Below are 20,200 nucleotides of genomic sequence, written 5' to 3'. Positions count from 1 at the left end.
CCTTGGTTGAGGGAACTACGGGTACAACGCTTGAAGGTGGGAGATCAGAAGCGTGCGGTGACGCCGAGCTTCAGGGTGCGACCCGGGGCCGGCAGCGTGGACCGCGTGGCTGGATCGACGTAGTAGCGGTTGCCGAGGTTGCTGCCGACCAGTTCGACGCTGGCATGCTCGTTGAAGCGCCAGCGCGCATAGGCATCGACGGTGGTGATGTTTCCCCAGGTGAACGGCACGTTCTGCCAGAGCAGGCCGCTGCCACCGCTCAGCAGGCGGTCACGGTAGGCCTGCAGATCAGGGTTCTCGTGGCGCTGGTAGTGCACGATGCGGCTGCCAAGCTCCAGGCGCTCATCGAACAGGCGCGTGCCCAGCGACCAGTTGATCGACAGCTTGGGAATGGCCTGGGTCAGCAGGTAGCCACCGACGAAACCATCCTGCACGCAGTTCGGGACCAGGCCGCGGTTCGCGTCCAGGAGCACCGCCGTGCTCTCGTCACACACCTCGTTTTCCAGCGTGCGGGTGATGCCCAGATCGGTGAAGAAGCGCCGGTTGTCGAAGCGGGCCTGCAGTTCGATGCCACGGATGGTCTGCTTGTCGATGTTGTCGAACAGGAAGTTGCCATCGCGCTCGATCACGTCACGGGTCTTGTGCACGTAGTACGCCAGCTTGACGTCGGCATCGGCGGTGTTGCCGAACAGGGCCGACAGGTTGTGCACGTAGCCCACTTCGTAGTTGTAGGCGTGCTCGGGCTTGAGCGCATGCAGCGGATTGAGGCTGCCGGAGAAGGCGATGGTGCTTTCGAACATGCTCGGGAAGCGCACCGCTTCGCTGTAACGCACGTAGGCACGGGCGGCCGGGGACAGGTGTGCAGTGGCCGAGAAGGTCGGCAGCCAGGCATGGTCGCGGCGGCGGCTGTTGCGTGCATCGACCGGCTGCGACTGTACGCTGTTGCCGATGTTGCAGACCTGGTCGCTGCCGGCGAACACCGGCTGCACGCCGGAAATGGCCGCCACTTCGCCATTGAGGCAGGGATTGCCGGCGCGGGTGTAGTTGCCATCGGCATCGGGCAGCCAGGGCCGCGTGTACCTGACCGGACGCGGCGTCTCGTACGGCGCCAGCAACGCACGGATGCTGTCATCGATGAACCAGCCCATGCCACGCTTTTCCCATACGGCGCGGCGTGCTTCCAACGCGTCGATGCGGGCCTGCAGATTGGCGGGACGGGGCGGCAACTCGTTCACGGTGTACTGCGCTTCCTTGCCACCTACACCCTTGGTCAGCAGCTCGGGGTGCGCCTCGAGGAAATCGTCGAAGGCCCAGTAGCGGCTGTAGCGCACGCCTGCATTGAGGGTAAGGAAGTCAACCGGCCGCCACTCCAGGGTGAGGTAGCCCTCGCCCTCCTGTCGGCGCCCGGCACGCGGGAACATACGCCAGCCATCGGTGGTACCGAAGTACGGATCGCTCGAGCCGAGCTTCTCGTACTGCCAGTTGCCACCCACGGTCAGGTCCAGGGTCGAATGCAGGGCGAAGCGGTTGCTCAGGATCAGGCCGGTCCGGTCGTTGCGCGCGTTGGCCAGCGCGGTGTTGCGCAGGATCGGGCTGGCGTCCGGGTTCCATGCCGGATTACCCACTGCGAAGTTCGGGAAGCCGCCAGCACTGTAGGTATCGCTGTCCGTCTCCGTGCGCCACAGGTTGGCGTAGAGGTCCAGCCAGCGGCTGCCGGCCGGCTGGAAGCGGTATTCCAGGTTCCAGGCATCGGACGCAACCCGGCTGAGCGGCCACTGGATGCGTCCGTAGTCGGGCGCGGACAGGATGCGCGACGGCATGATCTCGCCGTAGTGCGACAGCGTGCGCCGCCAGGTGGCCTTCAGCTGCTGGTCGTCGTTGATCTGCCAGCTGCCCTTGACCAGCCAGGACTCCTGTTCGCTGGAGGTATTGGGCACTTCATCGCCCGGTTTGAAGTAACGCGCCAGCGTGGTGATGTAGTCGATGCCCTGGTACTCGTACTGCTCGCGCCGGTCCTGGTCGTAGTACGCGCTTCCCTTGCTGCCGGAGAAGTAGTTGCCGCGCTTGCGCCAGGCGTAGGCAGCCATCAGGTCGACGTTGTCGCCGCGTACGCCCAGTGCCAACCGCCAGGCCTGGTCTTCGCCATCGAAGGGGTTGTTGCCGCTGCGCGACTTCACCGGCACCACCAGGGTGCGGTCGTCATAGGGTGAGTTCGGCGAGCCCTGAGGGAACCCCGGCACGGTGCGGTAATCCTCGCCGGTGTGCAGGCGCGGCAGGCGCGGTGCCACCGCATTGCTGCTGCCTTCGATCTTCAGCTCCCCGCCGAAGCGCTCGCCGGCAGCAACAATGTCGTCAACGTCGATGGTCTTGATCACCAGCGCACCACCGATCCCGCTGTGCACATCGCGCACCAGCCCTGGCCCCTTGATGACCTGGATGCCACCAATCAGGTTGGGATCGATGTAGTTGCGGTTGCTGACGCCGTTGTAGCCGCGCCAGACCGTGAGCGCCTGTTCGCCACCGTCGATGCTGACCGGCACCCGCCCGGGCCCCTGGATGCCACGGATGTTGACGTCCAGCGCGCCGCTGTTGCGCGCATCGCCGCTGAACACGCCGACCAGATCCTTGACCACGTCGGCCGGATTGGAACCGCGATAGCGCTCCACCCGGTCGCGCCCCGAATACGCCGTGGTCAGGTCCAGCGCGAACACATCATCGTAGCCGCGCCGATCGCGCGCCTCACCCCCTTCCGACTGAAGGCGACCGGCCACGTCCAGTGTTTCGGTCACCCGCACCCCTTCCCCTTCGCCCGCCTCCGCTGCGGCCCGCAGGCTCCAGGTACCGTCCATGCCGCGCTGTGCGCGCACGCCGCTGCCGCGCAGCAGCTGCTGCAGGGCCTGCATCTGGCTGTACTCGCCACTCACCGCACTGGAGCGGCGGCCCTCCACCAGGTCACTGCGGAACACCACCTGCACATCGGCCTGGCGGCCAAAGGCACGTACGGCATCAGCCAGTGGCTGCTCCGGGATGGCGTACTGGCGCACCGGCGCGACGATCGCCGGTTGTGCCTGCACGGCCGGCACCCAGGCCAGCGGCAGCAATGCGGTGGAAACGGCCAGGGCCAGAACGGTGGCGCGACGATGACAGGCGGATGCCGTGGACGGCATGGACAGGAACTCCTCAAGCGTGGCTGGACCACGGGCACATCCGGTGCCGGTGGTGTGTCTGGCTTGAGGAAAAACGGTGTTTCGCTCTGGCTATACCTCTATAGACAGCGGGACACTGCAGGTGCCCACGGTTTTTTCATGTTTTTTTCATGCGGCGTATTCCGCCATGAACCGGCGGCACCTCACCACAGCACCAACGCGCCACCGGGCAAGCGCTGCACGCGCAGTCCTGCCTGTGCGGCCACCGCATCAATGGCCGTCTCCGGCTGCTGCAGGTGGAACAAGCCACTGACCCGTACGCTGGCACCCTGCCCACCCAGTACCCAGACCGGTGCACGACGGTAGCGCGCCAGATCGGCGATGGCCTGCGTGGCCGACTGATCATCAATCACTACCTCGCCCCGCCGCCATGGCGCCACGGCCTCGGGATCTTCCAGCCGCACAGGCTGCAGCCAGCGACCGTCACGGAACGCCCGTGACTGCCCCGCATGCAGGCGCTGTACGCTGCCATCGCCCGGACGCACCTCGACCACACCCTCGCTGACCTGGGTGGTGACCGTGGTATCCAGCATCGACACACTGAAGGCGGTACCGATGTCACGTACCAGGCCGCCCACCGCCTCGACCTGGAACGGGCGCGCCTCGTGCGCCACCTGGAACCAGGCCTGCCCGCGCAGCAGGCGCAGGTGCCGCTGCTGGCCATCGAACTCGACCGCCAATGCGGTGCCCGCATCGAGCACGGCAGTGCTGCCGTCGTCCAGCTGCACCACGCGCGGCGCATCACTGCTGCGCAGGTCACTGCGCGCCAGCAACAGCGCCTGCGGTGCGGCCGCGACCATCAGAACCACAGCGGCGGCGCTGGCCAACAGCCATGGCAGGCGACGGCGCGGTGCGACCGGACGCAATCCCTGGCGGTCGGCGGTCAGTTCAGGCAGCGCCGCCAGCACGTCGGGCCCGGCGGCATCCAGCCCCTGCCAGAAGGCCTGCTGCTGGCGCCAGGCCAGCGCATGGCGCGGATCGGCCCGCAGCCAGCGCTGCAGGGCTCGTTGCTGGCGTTCCGGCAGCGGGCCTGCACTGCACCGGATCACCCAGCGCAACGCCTGCCTGGCCTGACGCGGCGAGGGTTCGGACGTGGTCATGGTTGTGGCCTGCCGCACCACGAACGGGTGCGCTTTCCTGTTGTGACAACGGCGGGCGCGATCTGCCCACGGCAATCGCCGCTCATCGATGCATTCCCTGCTGGTGCTGCTGGATCAACAGTGCCGCGCGCAGCACATGCTTGCCGACCAGGCTCTTGGAAATACCCAGCCGTGTGGCGATCTCGCGCTCGCTCAGGCCCAGGTAGCGGTTGAGCACGAAGCACTCGCGCACCTGCGCTGGCAGCGCGAGGATGGTCTGGGTGATCTCGCGCAGCTGTGCCTGGTCCAGTGCCTGCGCCTCGCCGTCGTGGCCCGCTTCGGCCATGTCGGTGGCGTACTCGGCCATCGCGCGCCGCTCGCGGGCGTCGGCCTGGCTGCGGTTGAGCGCATGGTGATAGGCCATCCGGTACAGATAGCCGCGCGGCTCCAGGATCGGTGGATCACCGGGCACGCTGCTGGCCTTCAGGTACAGGTTCTGCAGGGTGTCCTCGGTACTGGCCGGGTCGAGGTAGCGCGCGATGAAGCGAGACAACGCACGGCGCTCGCGGATCAGCAGCTCGACCAGCGCCAGGGCATTGGGAGACATAGGTGCCAAGGCCGGACCGGGGAATGATGGGCGTGATGGCGACGGTCCGGACATGGATTGTGGGCTGCGCGGCCGCAGGCGGCAAGCGAAGGCCCGTCGCGCGGCACCAGGATCATCCACGCATGGCGTGGATCTCCCAGGCGGCGCCGGATCCAGTAGATCCACGCCATGCGTGGATGTGGATGCGGAGCCTACGGTTCGTCCAACGCCTCGAAACGCTCGGCGAGGTAATCGATCAACGCGCGTACCGCCGGCAGCAGCCCACGCCGCGAAGGGAACACCGCATGCACGATGCCGTGCTTCGGCACCCACTCGGGGAGCACCGGCAGCAGCGCCCCGCTCTCCAGCTCATCGGTGATCATCATCCGCGGCAGCATCAACAGCCCGACCCCGGCCACCGCGGCTGCGCGCAGCGCGATCATGTCATCGCTGACCAGGCGCGGGCGGTGATGCACGCTGGCCTGGATCTCGCCGGGCCCACTGTATTCCCACACATGCTGCTGACTGGGCGAGGCCAGATCGACGGTCGGCATCATCGCCAGGTCGGCCGGCACCTGCGGCGTGCCCAACCGTTGCAGCAGCGCCGGGCTGGCACTGGTGCACCAGACCCGGCGTGCCAGCACGCGCACCACCAGGTCGCTGTCTTCCAATGGCGGCGGCCGTACCCGGATCGCCACGTCCACACCCTCGCCCACCACGTCCACGCGGCGGTTGGTGGCGTCCAGCTGCACCGTCACCTGGGGGTGCAGGGCCAGGAAGTCGGCCAGCATCGGGCCGATGCGCGCGTGCAGGATCGCGATCGGGCACGCAAGGCGGATCGTGCCGCGCGGCTCAGCGCGTGACATCGCAATCGCTTCTTCGGCCGCCTCCGCCTCGACCAGCATTGCCTTGCAATGGCGGTAGTAGTCCTGGCCGACCTCGGTGACCGAGAAACGCCGGGTCGAGCGCTGGATCAGGCGCACGCCCAACCGTTCCTCCAGCAGCGCGATGCGCCGGCTCAGTTTCGACTTCGGCATGGCCAGCGCCCGACCGGCCTGTGAGAAGCCGCCGTGCTCGACCACCATGGCGAAATAGAACAGGTCGTTGAGGTCACAACGGCGGATATCTGCGATGAACACGGGGCGATCTCCTGCGGCCCACGGCCTGCCGCCATTGTTCACCAGATAGGACTATGACGGCAAATATTGGCGTCTACCGGCCCAATTGTCGCGGCGATATCGTCTCCTGCAACGAAGAACAGCGGCCGGCAGCCCCGGCCAGGAGATCGCCATGAAGCGTGTCACCGGTACCTACAGCGCCCCCCGCCCGCACTGGGTGGGCGATGGATTCCCCGCCCGCTCGATGTTTTCCTACAACACCCACGGCCAGCACCTGAGCCCGTTCCTGCTGCTGGACTATGCCGGCCCGTACAGCTTCGCCCCCAGCGATACCCCGCGTGGGGTCGGCCAGCATCCGCACCGCGGTTTCGAGACGGTCACCATCGTCTATGAGGGCGAGGTCGCGCACCGGGATTCGACCGGGGCCGGCGGCACCATCGGCCCGGGTGACGTGCAGTGGATGACCGCTGCCTCCGGCATCCTCCACGAGGAATTCCACACGCCGGAATTCAGCAAGCGCGGCGGCACGCTGGACATGGTGCAGCTGTGGGTCAACCTGCCGGCGCGGGACAAGATGGGCGCACCGGGCTACCAGACCCTGCTTGACGCAGAAATCCCCTCGGTGGATCTGCCTAAGGGCGCCGGCCGCGTGCGTGTCATCGCGGGCCGCTTCGACGGCCACGCCGGTCCGGCACGTACCCACACGCCGATGGATGTCTGGGACATCCGCCTGCAGCAGGGCCACCACGCCGAACTGCCGGTGGCCGATGGCCGCACGCTGGCGCTGGTGGTGTTGAAAGGCTCGGTCCGGATCAACGGCGGCCAGCCGATCGGCGAGGCGCAGCTGGTCACCTTCGATCGCAGCGGCGAGGACGTGTTCGTCGACGCCGACAGCGACGCCACTGTGCTGCTGCTCAGCGGCGAGCCGATCGACGAGCCGGTGGTGGGCTATGGCCCGTTCGTGATGAACAGCCAGGCCGAGATCAGCCAGGCGGTCAACGATTTCAACAGCGGCCGCTTCGGCCGGATCGCGCACTGAGCGCTTCCGCGCGGCGGGTGATGACCCGCCGCGCCAACGGGCCATCGCCCACCTTCCCCAGGAGACTGAACATGAGTACCCCCGCCAACTTCAACGGTGCCCGCCCGGTGATCGATCCGGACAACGCCGCGATGCTGCTGATCGACCACCAGAGCGGCCTGTTCCAGACCATCGGTGACATGCCATTCACCAGCGTGCGCGCCCACGCCACTGCGCTGGCGAAGATGGCCACGCTGGCAAAGATGCCGGTGATCACCACCGCCTCGGTCCCGCAGGGCCCGAACGGCCCGCTGATCCCGGAGATCCACGACGCGGCCCCGCATGCTCAGTACGTGGCGCGCAAGGGTGAGATCAACGCTTGGGACAACCCGGAATTCGTTGCTGCAGTGAAGGCCACCGGCCGCAAGCAGCTGATCATCGCCGGCACCATCACCAGCGTGTGCATGGCCTTCCCGTCGATCGCCGCCGTGGCCGATGGCTACCAGGTGTTCGCGGTGATCGATGCCTCGGGTACCTATTCGAAGATGGCCGAAGAGATCACCCTGGCCCGCGTGGTGCAGGCCGGCGTGGTGCCGATGGACACCGCCGCGGTGGCCTCGGAAATCCAGCGCAGCTGGAACCGCGACGATGCCCAGCAGTGGGCCGAGGTCTACACGAAGATCTTCCCGAACTACCAGCTGCTGATCGAAAGCTACCTGAAGGCGCAGGACGTGCAGAAGAACCAGGAGCAGCTGGATTCGCAGCGCAGCTGAGCTGCCCCCGGGGTGCCGGCCAGCCGCCGGCCCCCTCCCAACCGGAGACCCACCATGTCCAGTGAACCGATCCGCGACCCGGCCAGCGACCACCTGCTGACCCCGCAGAATTCCGCCTTCATCATCATCGACTACCAGCCGGTGCAGGTGAACTCCATCGCCTCGATGGACCGCCAGCTGCTGGTCAACAACATCGTCGGCACCGCCAAGGCCGCAGTGGCCTACGGGCTGCCGATCGTGCATTCGACGGTGAACGTCAAGACCGGCCTGAACAAGCCGCCGATTCCGCAACTGCGCAAGGTGCTGGGCGACTACCCCACCTACGACCGCACCACCATCAATTCCTGGGAGGACGTCGAGTTTCGCAAGGCGGTGGAGGCGACCGGCCGTCGCAAGCTGATCATGACTGCGCTGTGGACTGAGGCCTGCCTGACTTTCCCGGCCCTGGACGCGTTGAAGGAAGGCTATGAAGTGTATGTGGTGGTCGACGCCGTCGGCGGTACCTCGCTGGCGGCGCATGACGCAGCACTACGCCGCATCGAACAGGCCGGGGGCCAGTTGATCAGCGTGCCGCAGCTGTTCTGCGAGCTGCAGCGCGACTGGGCCCGTTCGGAAACGGTGCCGGCGTTCATGAACCTCTTCATTGAAACCGGTGGTACGGCAGGCATCCAGTTCTCGTACGATCGTACCGAGTGATTTCGTGGCGGCGCTGGCCTTGGCTGGCGCCGCCTTTTGGAGCAGTCGAGCACGGCTCGACTCTACAGTGGGTTGGTCGAGCATGGCTCGACGCTAGAGACAGATGGAGACTCCGATGGCCTACGCACGCATTGTTTCGACCGGCGACAACTACCTGCACCACATCAGCAATGGAAGCTTTGATGTAGACGCGGACGAGCCCGCCTCGCTGGGCGGCCAGGGCAAGGGCTTCGCGCCCTTCGATCTGTACCTGGCCTCGCTGGCCGCCTGCACCGCCATCACCCTGCGCATGTATGCGCAACGCAAGGACTGGGAGCTGGGCGAGTTCCATGCCGAGCTGCGTTCGGAACGCGATGCGGATGGACGCCTCCATGTGCACCGCGTGCTGCACGCCAGCGCTGAGCTTAGCGATGCGCAATGGCAGCGCCTGCTGGAGGTGGTGGAGAAGACCCCGGTGACGCTGGTGATGCGTGAAGGTGCACGGATCACCAGCGAGCGCGGCTGAAGGAGGTCTGGCCCACCTGCGGCGGATCTTGGCCGGTTCCTCGCTTGTTCCGGCCTCGCCCCTGTTCCAAGCTGCGCGTCCGCGTTCGGATGCAGTGAGCGCGCAGCAACAGGAGGACCGCACGCGATGTTACGTGCCCATGCTTTGGATCTGGATTTCAACGGCCGCGCCCTGCTGGCCGACGTCAATCTGCACCTGCCCTCAGGTGCCCGCATCGCCCTGATCGGCGACAACGGCAGCGGCAAGAGCTGCCTGCTGCAGATGTTGGCCGGTACTCTGGTGCCCAGTGGCGGGACCATCATCCGCCGCGATGGCGCACGCATCGCCTACGTGCCGCAGCACGTGCTCGATGACTCCTCTCGCAGCGGCGGCGAGCAGATGCGCCATGCGCTCGCCCGCGCGCTTGATGCCGACCCCGACGTACTGCTACTGGATGAACCCAGCAATCACCTGGACCGCAGTGCACGCCGCTCGCTGATCGCGCGCCTGCGCCAGTTCCATGGCGCGCTGTTGGTGGCCACCCACGATGAAGCCCTGATCGATGCGCTCTGTAATGAGCTCTGGCACATACGTGGCGGGCGCGTGAGCCACTTCGGCGGTCGCTACCGCGACTATCAGGCGGACCTGCAGCAGCGACGCGAGGCCAGCGACCGGCAGCTGCGCCAGCTGGATCAGGAGCGCGGCCAGGCCCATGAGGCGTTGATGCGCGAACAGCAGCGCGCCGCGAGCTCGCGGGAACGCGGCGTGCGCAAGGTCGAACAGCGCAAGTGGGGCGGCGTCCGTTCAGCCACCAAGCTCGGCCGTGGCAATACCACCGCCGGCAGCAAGCAACTGCAGATCCGTGAGCAGCAGGAAGACATCGAGGCTCGTCGCAATGACCTGCAGCGCGAGACCATCATCGAGCCTGCCTTCGCCTTGCCGGCCGGCTGGCGACGTGAGGGAGTGGTGGTGCAGCTGACCGACGCCAGCGTGGCGCATGCCACGGAAACGGTGCTGGGTGGACTGCATCTGCGCCTGGATGTCGGCGATCGCCTGGCGATCACCGGTGACAACGGCAGCGGCAAGTCCACGCTGGCACGCGCGCTGTGCGGCGACCCAAGCATCCGCCGTGATGGTGACTGGTTGCTGCCGCCAGCTGATCAGATCGCCCTGCTCGACCAGCACTACCGGGACCTGCCGATGCAGGCCACGCCTCTCCAGGCGCTGTCTGCCCAGATGCCGGACTGGAGCCAGACCCAGTGCCGGCTGCACCTGGCCGACTTCCTGTTCCGCGGCGACGCCACGGCGCAGACGCACGTGTCCGCATTGTCCGGTGGCGAACGGGCGCGGCTTTCATTGGCATTGATGGCGGCCAAACCCCCGACGCTGCTGGTTCTGGACGAACCCACCAACAACCTGGACATGACGCTGCGGATGCACTTGCTGCAGGTGCTGCGGGTGTTCCCGGGCACTTTGGTGGTGGTGTCGCATGACGACGCATTTCTGCAGGCGCTGGAACCGGGACAGGTGCTGGCGTTGTAGCTGCGGCCGGGCGTGTGCCATCCACGCATGGCGTGGATCTACTGTAGAGGCGAAGACAACGACAGGGGCTGTTGCCAACGTCGCGTGCAACCGCCCGAAAAGCCGAGCATGGGCCCGGCTCTACGGAAGGCTCAGCGCCGTGAATGCAGCACGGTGCGCTGGCGCATCGCGTTGAATTCCTGCTCGACCTGCTGGATGTCCTCGGCCTGGAAGCCGGCCGCATCCAGCAGCTGGTCGGCGGCAGCCGCCGCCAGCGGATCATCGTCACGCTGGCGCCAGCAGCGCGCCGGCAGGAAGTAGCCCACTTCGCTGCGCCCGCGCATGATCACCACCGGCCGGCCTGCGTATAGCAGGAACTCGGCCAGGTGCTGGCGCAGGCCCTCCACTGAAACATAGGCCGGTCCAACACCCAGCATCTGGCTGGACGGTTCGGGACTTTCGAACAGCTTGCGACGGCTCATCCACTCCTCCTTTTGAACAACGCGTGGTCTCCTTTCCTTAGACGGGCGCATCGCTGCGCCCCCGCCACGCACTACGTGATCCGCATCACGTCGCCACTCAGAAGCCGGTGTTGAACTCCAGCTGGAACACGTCGATCGACAGCGGCGCACCGGACACTTCCTTGGCCGCCATCCACTTGCCGCTGATCCAGCTGCGCGCGTCCAGCGCGTAGGCACCGCCCACGTAGTAACCGCGGGCGTTGGTGCCGCCCAGGTGGAAGTTCGGATCGTTGTAGGCGTCGGGCAGCGCGTCGGCCTCAATGTGCTTGTAGCCCAGCAGTGCCTGCCACTGGCCCTTCTCCTTCAGCTCGGTAGCACCGAAGGTGGCCTGCAGCATCCAGGCGGTGTCGCCGCTGCGGAAGGTATCGATGCCGACAGTATCGCCGGCGCCGTAGTTGTTGACGATGCCGTTCTGGGCACGACTGAACATGGCCTGCTTGTCGTAGGCCAGGTTGCGGATGTAGTCGCCATCCAGGCGCAGACCGATGCCCTGCGCCAGCTGTGTATCCCAGCGCAGGTTCAGCGTGGCCAGGCGGAAGGCCGAGGCCAGGCCGACATACTGCGGGGTCGGCGTACCGGCCGGATCCACCGGATTGCGCGCGATGTTGCGGATCAGCATCAGGGTGTTGCCCTTCTGCATGAACGCCGGGCGCGACCAGTCAGTGTCGCAGCCCACCGCACCCGAATACAGCGAGCACGTTGAGGACAGGCGACCGCTGATGTTCTTGAAGTCGTAGTAGCCCAGCGCAGCACGCAGCGCGTTGTCATCGTTGAAGCGCCAGTTCACGCCCACCTGGGCACCGGACAGCCACTTGTTCTCGTTCGGAGTCTTGACCTTGCTCTGGCTCGGCGAGCTGTCGGAGGTGTACTCCAGCGGTACCACCGCGAGGTTGCCGAACAGGTCGAGGTCGCCACCATCGAAGTCATACCTCAGGTTCGCGGCCAGGCCATCGAAGTTGAGATCGTTGGAGAACAGCGTGTCGCTGGTCCAGAACGGATTGCCGAAGCGGCCGCCACGCACCGTCACCCAGTCCGCCGGGCTGTAGGCCAGCCAGGCCTGGTCCAGCCACACGTCCTTCTTGCTCAGGCCGCCACCCAGCTGCTCGGTGGTCGACACCGGGCCATTGCTGCTGCCGCTGGCCAGGCGCACGCCGGCCGTGGTGTGCTGGCCAATGGTGGCCTCGATGCCCAGGCGGGCACGGATGCGCCACAGGTTGCGGCGGTCCTGGCGGGTGTTCAGCAGCGGCGGCAGCTGCAGGTTGGTATTGGTGTTGGTGTCGAAGCCGTTGCCGGCGTTGATCGACGACCAGTTGCTCACGATGTCGCTGTTGCGCTCGGAGTAGAAGCGCGACTCGCTGCGCACACGCATGTCACCGGTGACCTTGATGCGCTTGGTCCACTCGGCCACTTCGTTGGGTGCCGCCCAGCCTTCCGATTTCGCCTGCGCCATCACGTCCTGGCGCACTTCGTCACGGATACCGTCGCGCACGCTCTGCGGTACGTACGGCACGCGCACGTCACCGGCCTCCAGTGCCACGCCACCGCTCGCCGCGGTGCTGCCCGTGGCTGCAGTGCGCTGTGCGGCCGCCGCTTCGGCCTCGGCCTGCACCAGCAACGCCTGGCCGTCTTCGGGTTTCAGTGCACCGCTGGCGATCAGGCCCTTGATCAGCTTGACCATGGTGGTTTCGGCGGCCATCGCACCGGCCGGGGCGGCCAGGCTGAGCAGCACGGCGCAGCACAGCAGCGCCCGTCGGGCCGGCCGCGGGCGGCGGGAGTCGGTTCGTGCGCGGACGTGGTCGTTCATCACGGTTCTCATCGAAAGAAGGGAAATCACGGAGGTCGGGAATCAGGCCCCGGGCCGGCGGCCCTGGATCAGGACGCGAGCGGGGAAATCGAGTGACGGCGGCGGTGCCTGGTCGACCTTGCCGATGCGACGCAGGGCATCGAGCACGGCCGCGTCGGCCTCCTCGTTGCCACTGCCGCGTACCAGTTCGACCTTTTCCAGGCGGCCGTCGTTGGCCAGCCACACATTCACCTGCAGCTGGAACGCCAGGCGCTTGACCTTGTCGTCGCGCGAGATCGCCTGCTGCATCAGGTAGCCCAGGTAGCGGCCGTAGGTAGCGTTGCCGGCGCCACCACGGCCAACGCCGGACGAACCGCCACCACTGCCGGACTGGATACCGAAGTTGTCACCACCGGCCTGCGCGTCGGCATTCATCGTCACCGGATCGCTGTTATCCGGCGTCGGCGTCGGCTCTTCGGCCGGCGTCGGCTGATCCAGCGGCTCCGGTTCGGGCATCGTCTCTTCCGGCGGCGTCTCCGGCTCCGGTGGTTTTTCCGGGGGCGGCGGCGGCGGCGGAGGGGGTGGCAGCGCCAGCATCGGCGGTTGCACCACCGGCCGGCGGGTGCTGGCGGTGTCCTTGAACAACAGCCACCACACCGCGATACCGAGCACCAGCAACGCGGCCAGCACCAGCGCGACGGTCACCAGCAACTGGCGACCGCGCATGCCGGGCTCCGGTCGAGGGGGTTGATGGGCCGTCATGCCTCAGCCCTGCGCCTTGCCGGTGACCAGGCCGACCTGGGCCAGCTCCAGCCGCCGCAGCAGGTCCAGTACCTCGACCACGCGGGCGTACTGCACCTGCGCATCACCGCGCACGATCACCGGGAAATCCGGCGTGGTCGCGCGTTCGGTGCGCAGCCGGTCTTCCAGCTCGGCCATCGTCACCGGGTAGGCATCCAGGAACACCTGGCCACTGGGGTCGATGGTGATCGCCTTGGTCTTCGGCTTTTCCAGGGCCACGCTGTTGCTGGCCTTCGGCAGATTGACCTCGATGCCGGGAATGGAGGCGTTGCTGGTCAGGATGAAGATCACCAGCACCACCAGCAGCACGTCGACGAAGGGCGTCACGTTGATGCCCTTCTCGCGCTTCTTGATGCCGAACTTCGCCTTCTGGCCCATGGTGCGCCCCTCAGCCCTGGACCGCGGCCGGGCCGCGCCCGTCCTGCTCTTCGGCCAGGCGCGCGGCGAACTCGTCGATGAACACCGCCATGTCGGCGCCGATCGCCTCGGCGCGTGCGCCCAGGTAGTTGTAGCCGAACAGCGCCGGGATCGCGACGCCGAGGCCGGCTGCGGTACACAGCAGCGCTGCAGCCATGCCCGGCGCCACCGAGTTGATGTCCACCGCGCCGGCCATCGCCGCCACCACGAACACCAGCATGATGCCGATTACGGTGCCGAACAGGCCCACGTAGGGCGCACCTTCGATGGTGGTCGACAGCCAGTTCATGCGCCGTGCCATCGCTTCCTGCTCGCGCACCATCACCGCATCCATCGAGGCACGGATCGCGGCGATGGTGGCGCCACTCAGGTAGCCACTGTTGCCGTCGCGCTGGTGGCGCTGCTGCATTTCATCGATGGCCACCTGGTAGATGCGCCACAGCGAGCCGTCGTGCATCGCGGTCGGCGCCTTGCCCTGGCGGTCCATCTCGGACAGAGTGCGCAGCGGCACACCGGACAACTTGCCGAAGCTCTCGGTGAATACCGCGTTGGCCTTGCTGGTGCGGCCGAAGTGGCGGCTCTTGGCAATCATGATCGCCCATGACATCAGCATCATCAGGCCGAGGATGGCGACCACCACCCAGGCATCGAACGGCATCGCCTTGAGAATGAAGCCGAAGTGGCTCTGCCCGGCGGATTGCTCGTCGGCGCCGTAGCTGATCAGGCGCGAGTCGGCGCCCTGCGCGGTGGCGTCGGCCAGCAGCAGCGCCGCCGGACGTGCAACCCGCGAGATGCGCAGCTCATCCAGAGCGCCTTCGAAGTTGGCCAAAGGCTGTGCAGCACCCGGGGCATCGGCGCCCACCACCGGCGCGGTACCCAGCGCCGGCAGCTCGCCACTCAGCTGGGCGACCACACGGCCGTTGAGGTACAGCTGCAACGCGCCCTTCTCCGCCGTCAGCGCGACGTGCGCCCACTGACCTTCCGGAATCGGCTGCGCCGGCGTACTGCGCTGGCCGTTGAGCTGCACGAACGGCACCCGGTTTTCGATACCCAGCACCAGCTCGGACGCGCCATCACGACGGGCGTAGATCGCTTGAGCCGCATTGTTGCTGCCCGGCTTGATCCAGGCCGAGACGGTCAGCGGCGCACCCGCTTCCTGGGCCAGCGACGCGCTGGCGGGCAGTGGCAGCGGGCCCGCACCCAGCTGCACGCCACGACCGATCACCGCGCCCTCGGACGGCGGCACGACGGCGCCGGCGTTGTTGCCGTAAGCGGTGGTGTCGCGCGCCGGCGCATTGGCCTCGGCAAAGTGGTAGACCAGCGTGTAGTCCGGGTCGAACACCTGCTGGCCGTTGCCGCTGGCCGGTGCCTTCTCATTGCCGTAGTACATCCAGATCGTCTGCGGCGCGGCGGCGCTGACTGCCGGCACGTCCACCCAGACCAGGGCCAGGCCCAGCTTGGGATCGAACTTTTCGATCTGATGGGCCAGCACGGTGCGGCCATCGCCCGACACGAAGCGCAGGTCGTTGCCCGCGTCCTGGGTACCGTCGAAACCGAAGTTGCCGGTATGCAGGCGCAGCAGCAGCGGCGTGCGGCCCGGGTCACCGGCCAGGCCCGCGCCCTGCGGGCCGGCGTCGACGGTGATCGGCTTGCGGTACTTCCATTCGGCCTGCCACCAATTGGCATCGGCCGCAGCAGCAGGCAACGCAACCAGCGCGGCCAGCAGCAACAACACTCGGGAAAGCAAACGGTCCATGCGAAGGGTCTCCGGAGAACGCATGTTCAAGGGAAGGGTCAGTAACTGGTGCTGATGTTGAAATGCAGGCGCGGGTCGTCCTTGCGCGTGACCGGGCCATCGGCATAAGGCCAGGCGTAGTCCAGGCGCAGCTGCAGGTGCTCACCCAGGCGCAGCTGCGCGCCCAGGCCGACCGAGGCCAGGTTGTACTTGTCACGCTGCTCGGGCAGCGGCTGGCGCAGGCGCAGGTAGGCGGCGTCGGCAAAGCTGTAGACGCGCAGATCCGTGCCGCTCCACAGCGACCACGCCGGGGTACGCCATTCCAGGCTGGCCAGGCCGCCGTAGTCGCCGATCGCCTCGGCCGACAGATAGCCGCGCACGGTGTACATGCCACCGGCGGCGAACTGCTCGGCCGACACCAGCGGTGCGTCGGTCACCTGCAGCGAGCCGCGCGCGTACCACTGCCAATCGCTGCCGAAGGTGTGGGTGTTGGCCACATCGGCCTTGAACGCGATGAAACTGGGGTCCGCCCAGTAGCGCTTCTGCCCGAATCCGATGGCATCGCTGCCATAGCCGAACAGGCGGCGGGTACCGGCCACCAGCTGGGTATTGATGCTCAACTGATCCTGCTCGCCCTGGCGCACACCGACAAACGCCAGGGTGATCGGCGCGTACTTCAGCGGCGTCTTCAGGCTCTCCTTGCCCATCTGCGTGTCTTCCTCGGTGTCCTTGAAGTCCACGCCGAGGCTGAGCTGGCGCCACCACTGGCTGCTGCCGGCCAGTCGATAGTTGAGCTTGAGACCGATCGAATGGCCGTTGCCGATTACATTGGTTCCGGTGCCGGTACCCACCTGCCCACCCGCGTTCAGCACGCGGCTGTCGGACTTGTAGCCGGACGCTTCCAGGCTCCACGGCGTGCCCTCGAACGGCATCATGTACGAGGCCGAGAACACCTTGGCCTGCTTGGTATCTTCCGGCGCCAGGTACACGCCGATGTTGGCGCTATGGCCGCGCTTCCACAGGTTGTCGTAGGCCAGCGATGCACTCAGGCGCAGCTTCTCGGTATCGGCGCTGTGGTCGTTGTTGAGCGCCGCGCTGGCACGCCACGGCGACTTCTCCTCGACCTGCAGGTCCACATCCATCGTGCCCGGCACCTGGCCCTCTCGCACCAGCGGCATCACCTGGCGACGTCCGCCTTCATTCAGCGCGGTCAGTTCCTTCTGCGCCTGGTCGAAGTCCGGCACCTTGCCCTCGGCAAGTGCCGGCACGCGTTCGCGGATGCGTTCGGGCGATTCGTGCTTCGTGCCTACGACCCGCAGCTGCCCGATCGGCGTCTGCTGCACCTTCAGCAGCACCACGCCACCACTGACCTGCTGCTCGGGCAGCTCGACGTAGACCGACTGGTAGCCTGCCTGCTGGTACAGCGCATTGACGGCATCGCGCGCCTTCTCGACATCGGCCAGGGTCTTGCCCGGGCCAAGGAACGGCTCCACCGCACGTTCGATCTGGCGCGGATCGAGCACGGTGTTGCCGCGCACGATGTATTCATTGATGTTCACGCTGGGCGCAGGCGCCGCGTCCTGCGCGAACAATGGCAGCGGCATCGCGGCCAGAGCCAGCACCAGCGGATGCAGGCGCAGCGGAAGGCGGACGGCTCGGCACGGAACAGGAGTCATCGAAGGCATCGCGTCGTATCGAAGGGAGTGGCCAGGGAGCGGCGCGTGGGTCTACCAACAGGACGTGTACGTCGCGTCAAAGCCGCCAATAGTTTTGTGACAGCACTGTCATCTTTTGACAGCGCCGGAACAGTTGCAGGCGGACACTGTCTTCGCCATACGTCTTCATTGCTGAGCGTCGGTTTTCGCAGGAGATTCAAGATGAGTGAGTCGTTGGAGGCGGGCCTTCGCCCTGCCCTCGCCCTTGCCTTGTTGCTGGCGTTGCCATCGGCCTGGGCCGGAGAGGCGAAGAAACAGGACGATGCCGCACCCTGCATCGAAGTACAGGTCAACGGCGCGCGCATTCCCGCCTGGGAGTGCCTGCAACGCAAACTGGCCCCGGCGCCGAAATCGGCGAAGTCACCGGCGCTGCCTGAAGCCGAACGCCTGATGCGGCAGCCGGGCAACCAGCTGATGCAGTACAACCTGGAAGGCACACGACAGCGCATGGGCGATGCCTTTGGTCGTTCGGTGGAACCGCAGCGTCCGGCGCGCTGAGCCTGCGCAGCTGTGGAGCCGGGCCCGCGCTCGGCTGGATTTTGTAGAGTCGAGCCTTGCTCGACTGTTCTTCCAGACGCAGCCGAGCGCGGGCTCGGCTCTACAGGGACCCGCCCGGCACGATGCCATCGGTCGGCACCGGCGGCAGCTCAGGCACCGGCAGGCTGCGCGTTTGCCCGGCCTGGTTCAGTTCCACAGCGCTGGCGCTGATGCTGGCCAGTACCGTACAGGGTCCGAGTCGTTGGCCGGGCGCATACGCTTCCGCTGGGCGTCCATCTACCGAGAGCAGGGCCAATGGCGCATGGTCACCCGCCATCACGCCCAGCACGACCACCTCGGTCTGCACCGCACCGGGCGACAGCAGTCGCACCAGTGGCAGGCTGGCCACTGCATCGAACATCGGCCGTACCGGCGCCTCGGCATGCGCTTCGCTCGCGGCCGCCGCTGGTGCCACCGCAGACAAGGTGACGCTCCAATAAGCCACCACGGCCAGCAGCAGCGTCGCCGCCAGCAGGGTCAACATCCGATTCCGATCCCAGCGCCTGCCGTCCATGTTCCACATCATCGCCACGTTCGTGTCCGCCTACGCTAGCAGGTGCGGCTGACGCTTTTGTTTCATCATGCGGGCCTACGCTGGCACGCATCGGCAAGGGACAGGAGGCAATGTCGATGCGACGCATCCCGCGTGGTTTCACCCTGCTGGAACTGATGGTGGTGCTGGTGATCATCGGCATCTGCACGGCAGGCATCGGCCTGGGCCTGGGCAGTCTGCTAGACCCCGCGCGCCAGCTGCGGCAGGAAGGCGAACGACTGGCGCAGCGCCTGCAGGTGGCGCGCGACGAGGCCCGCATCGATGGCCGCCCCCTGCGTTGGCAGGCCGACGCAGCCGGCTATCGTTTCAGCCGCCTCGAAGGCAGCCGCTGGGTCACCGTTGAACGCGATGATCTGCTGCGTCCACAGAAGTGGCAGGCTGCAGGCATCGTGGTGCAGCCCACCAACGCCATCGAGCTGAGCCCGGAGTGGATCGGTACCGCCTGGGAGCTTGGACTGTCGCTGGACGGCCGCGCACTGCGTCTTCGTGATGATGGCAGCGGACAGTTGCAGGTCGTGCAGTGAAGCGGAATATGCGCGGATTCACCCTGATCGAAGTGCTGATCGCACTGGCGATCGTTTCGATTGCGCTGGCTGCGGTGATGCGCTCGGTGGCAGTGGCGACCGACGATCAGTCACGGCTGCGCGACCGTCGCCTGGCGCTGTTGTGCGCGCAGGACCGCTGGCAGGAGCTGCGCCTCGCCGGGCAGCCACCGCAGGATGCGCTGCAGCGCTGTGTGCAGGGACGCGGCAGCTTCCTGGTCCTGCAGCATCTGGGCACTGGCAGAGACGGGCAGCCGCAACTGGAATTGACCGTGGTGGCCGAAGATGCACCGCGACAGTCGCTGGCGCGGATGCAGCTGCCGTGGACGGCGGCGCAATGAAGCGCGCCGCACGCGGCTTCACCCTGATCGAGGTGATGATCGCGATCACCATCATGGGCGTGCTGGCGCTGATCTGCTGGCGTGCGCTGGACAGCGTGGCCAACAGCGACCAGCGCCTGCGCCAGGCCGATGCCGAGACCACGACGGCGCTGCGCGTGCTGCAGCAGTTCCAGCGCGATATTGAAATGCGTGCCGACGATGCGCTGATGAATGGCGCGGTGCGCCCGGCAGATCGTCCGCAGCGATTGCTGCCCCCGTCGCTGGTGAGCGAGCGGCACCCGGATGGCAGCTTCGCGCTGGAGATCACCCGCAGTGTCGGCAGTGATGGGCTGCACTGGCAGCGGGTGCGCTGGTGGCGGCAGGGCAGCACGCTGTGGCGGGCCAGTGGTGCGGCTACGGACCGGTATCCCCTGCCCGCACCGGATCCGTCGAAGGGCATTGCGGTGGCGCGCGAGGTGCAGCGGTTCGAGGTGCGGGCGTGGCAGGCTGGAACGGGATGGGCCGTGTTGCCGAGCGAGGGCGAGGTATTGCCGGCCACCGGACTTGAACTGCGGTTGGGCCTGCGCGACGGGCGTGGGCCGTTGAGTTACCGGCGGGTGCTGGAGCTTTAGGATTGGTTCGTGGCACCGCATCCACGCATGGCGTGGATCTACTGCCGACCAAGGTCGGCATCTACCGTGACACATGCGCGCGTCCCTCCTGCCGCCGGGTGCTCTCCTGCACCCGGCGGCGCTGTGTCGGTGGTCCTCACCGCTGATGGCCGCTCCCTGCCCT

The 20,200-nt window shown here is 66.9% G+C and carries 20 protein-coding genes; 9 read left to right on the top strand and 11 right to left on the bottom strand.

Translation table 11 applies throughout. The features are described 5' to 3' along the window. Positions 1-44: 44 nt before the first annotated feature. The 4 genes from V3B64_RS00830 to V3B64_RS00815 all read right to left on the bottom strand — a co-directional run bounded on the left by V3B64_RS00830 (position 45) and on the right by V3B64_RS00815 (position 6,010). Positions 45-3,167 (bottom strand): TonB-dependent receptor, encoded by a 3,123-nt coding sequence (locus V3B64_RS00830; RefSeq protein ID WP_329913368.1) that lies wholly within the window; start codon positions 3,165-3,167, stop codon positions 45-47. Between the two features lie 182 nt (positions 3,168-3,349). Then, the gene (locus V3B64_RS00825; protein WP_329913367.1) at positions 3,350-4,306 is read right to left on the bottom strand and encodes a FecR domain-containing protein; all 957 of its coding nucleotides are present in this window, start codon (positions 4,304-4,306) and stop codon (positions 3,350-3,352) included. An 82-nt stretch (positions 4,307-4,388) separates the two neighbouring features. After that, complete coding sequence (locus tag V3B64_RS00820) at positions 4,389-4,892, bottom strand: RNA polymerase sigma factor (protein WP_049422978.1); 504 nt, start codon at positions 4,890-4,892, stop codon at positions 4,389-4,391. A 191-nt stretch (positions 4,893-5,083) separates the two neighbouring features. Continuing rightward, positions 5,084-6,010: a LysR family transcriptional regulator gene (locus V3B64_RS00815; RefSeq protein ID WP_071227968.1), complete on the bottom strand. Its 927-nt coding sequence runs from the start codon at positions 6,008-6,010 to the stop codon at positions 5,084-5,086. Between the two features lie 151 nt (positions 6,011-6,161). Here V3B64_RS00815 and V3B64_RS00810 point away from each other — a divergent pair, with 151 nt between their 5' ends. The 5 genes from V3B64_RS00810 to V3B64_RS00790 all read left to right on the top strand — a co-directional run bounded on the left by V3B64_RS00810 (position 6,162) and on the right by V3B64_RS00790 (position 10,502). Beyond that, on the top strand, positions 6,162-7,028 hold the full coding sequence (locus V3B64_RS00810; RefSeq protein WP_329913366.1) for a pirin family protein: 867 nt from the start codon (positions 6,162-6,164) through the stop codon (positions 7,026-7,028). 71 nt (positions 7,029-7,099) lie between these two features. Then, entirely contained in the window at positions 7,100-7,780 is a 681-nt protein-coding gene (locus tag V3B64_RS00805) for a hydrolase (RefSeq protein WP_071227966.1), read from the top strand. Between the two features lie 54 nt (positions 7,781-7,834). Then, positions 7,835-8,476, top strand: a complete 642-nt coding sequence (locus tag V3B64_RS00800; RefSeq protein WP_005409869.1) for a hydrolase — start codon at positions 7,835-7,837, stop codon at positions 8,474-8,476. A gap of 115 nt (positions 8,477-8,591) precedes the next feature. After that, entirely contained in the window at positions 8,592-8,981 is a 390-nt protein-coding gene (locus V3B64_RS00795; RefSeq protein ID WP_329913365.1) for an OsmC family protein, read from the top strand. A gap of 126 nt (positions 8,982-9,107) precedes the next feature. Beyond that, on the top strand, positions 9,108-10,502 hold the full coding sequence (locus V3B64_RS00790) for an ATP-binding cassette domain-containing protein (protein WP_329913364.1): 1,395 nt from the start codon (positions 9,108-9,110) through the stop codon (positions 10,500-10,502). Positions 10,503-10,633: 131 nt separating this feature from the next. Here the strand turns inward: V3B64_RS00790 and V3B64_RS00785 are convergent, their stop codons facing one another. From V3B64_RS00785 to V3B64_RS00760, 6 genes are all read right to left on the bottom strand, one after another. Further along, positions 10,634-10,963, bottom strand: a complete 330-nt coding sequence (locus V3B64_RS00785) for a hypothetical protein (RefSeq protein WP_005409871.1) — start codon at positions 10,961-10,963, stop codon at positions 10,634-10,636. Between the two features lie 97 nt (positions 10,964-11,060). Next, complete coding sequence (locus tag V3B64_RS00780; protein ID WP_329913363.1) at positions 11,061-12,806, bottom strand: putative porin; 1,746 nt, start codon at positions 12,804-12,806, stop codon at positions 11,061-11,063. A gap of 42 nt (positions 12,807-12,848) precedes the next feature. Further along, positions 12,849-13,511, bottom strand: coding sequence for a cell envelope integrity protein TolA (locus V3B64_RS00775; RefSeq protein ID WP_317216742.1), 663 nt, complete (start codon positions 13,509-13,511; stop codon positions 12,849-12,851). Positions 13,512-13,550: 39 nt separating this feature from the next. Continuing rightward, the gene (locus V3B64_RS00770; RefSeq protein ID WP_005409874.1) at positions 13,551-13,964 is read right to left on the bottom strand and encodes a biopolymer transporter ExbD; all 414 of its coding nucleotides are present in this window, start codon (positions 13,962-13,964) and stop codon (positions 13,551-13,553) included. Positions 13,965-13,974: 10 nt separating this feature from the next. After that, the gene (locus V3B64_RS00765) at positions 13,975-15,759 is read right to left on the bottom strand and encodes a DUF2341 domain-containing protein (RefSeq protein ID WP_329913362.1); all 1,785 of its coding nucleotides are present in this window, start codon (positions 15,757-15,759) and stop codon (positions 13,975-13,977) included. 38 nt (positions 15,760-15,797) lie between these two features. Beyond that, positions 15,798-17,414, bottom strand: coding sequence for a ShlB/FhaC/HecB family hemolysin secretion/activation protein (locus V3B64_RS00760; protein WP_049399765.1), 1,617 nt, complete (start codon positions 17,412-17,414; stop codon positions 15,798-15,800). Between the two features lie 201 nt (positions 17,415-17,615). Here V3B64_RS00760 and V3B64_RS00755 point away from each other — a divergent pair, with 201 nt between their 5' ends. Beyond that, the gene (locus V3B64_RS00755) at positions 17,616-17,951 is read left to right on the top strand and encodes a hypothetical protein (protein WP_329913361.1); all 336 of its coding nucleotides are present in this window, start codon (positions 17,616-17,618) and stop codon (positions 17,949-17,951) included. Positions 17,952-18,051: 100 nt separating this feature from the next. On the opposite strand, the gene V3B64_RS00750 is transcribed toward V3B64_RS00755, so the two are convergent. Next, entirely contained in the window at positions 18,052-18,516 is a 465-nt protein-coding gene (locus tag V3B64_RS00750; RefSeq protein WP_183080173.1) for a general secretion pathway protein, read from the bottom strand. A gap of 104 nt (positions 18,517-18,620) precedes the next feature. Here V3B64_RS00750 and gspH point away from each other — a divergent pair, with 104 nt between their 5' ends. Genes gspH through V3B64_RS00735 form a run of 3 tightly spaced genes read left to right on the top strand, consistent with a single transcriptional unit; the run spans position 18,621 to position 20,037 of the window. After that, positions 18,621-19,067 (top strand): type II secretion system minor pseudopilin GspH, encoded by a 447-nt coding sequence (gene gspH / locus V3B64_RS00745; protein WP_121503635.1) that lies wholly within the window; start codon positions 18,621-18,623, stop codon positions 19,065-19,067. Positions 19,068-19,075: 8 nt separating this feature from the next. Next, complete coding sequence (gspI, locus tag V3B64_RS00740; protein WP_329913360.1) at positions 19,076-19,426, top strand: type II secretion system minor pseudopilin GspI; 351 nt, start codon at positions 19,076-19,078, stop codon at positions 19,424-19,426. Next, positions 19,423-20,037 (top strand): prepilin-type N-terminal cleavage/methylation domain-containing protein, encoded by a 615-nt coding sequence (locus tag V3B64_RS00735; RefSeq protein ID WP_329913359.1) that lies wholly within the window; start codon positions 19,423-19,425, stop codon positions 20,035-20,037. Before gspI ends, V3B64_RS00735 begins: the two co-directional genes overlap by 4 nt. Positions 20,038-20,200 lie beyond the last annotated feature (163 nt).

The sequence above is a fragment of the Stenotrophomonas sp. SMYL86 genome (assembly GCF_036320025.1).
GTDB lineage: Bacteria > Pseudomonadota > Gammaproteobacteria > Xanthomonadales > Xanthomonadaceae > Stenotrophomonas > Stenotrophomonas maltophilia_A.
This window is presented reverse-complemented; position numbering and strand designations above follow the sequence as displayed.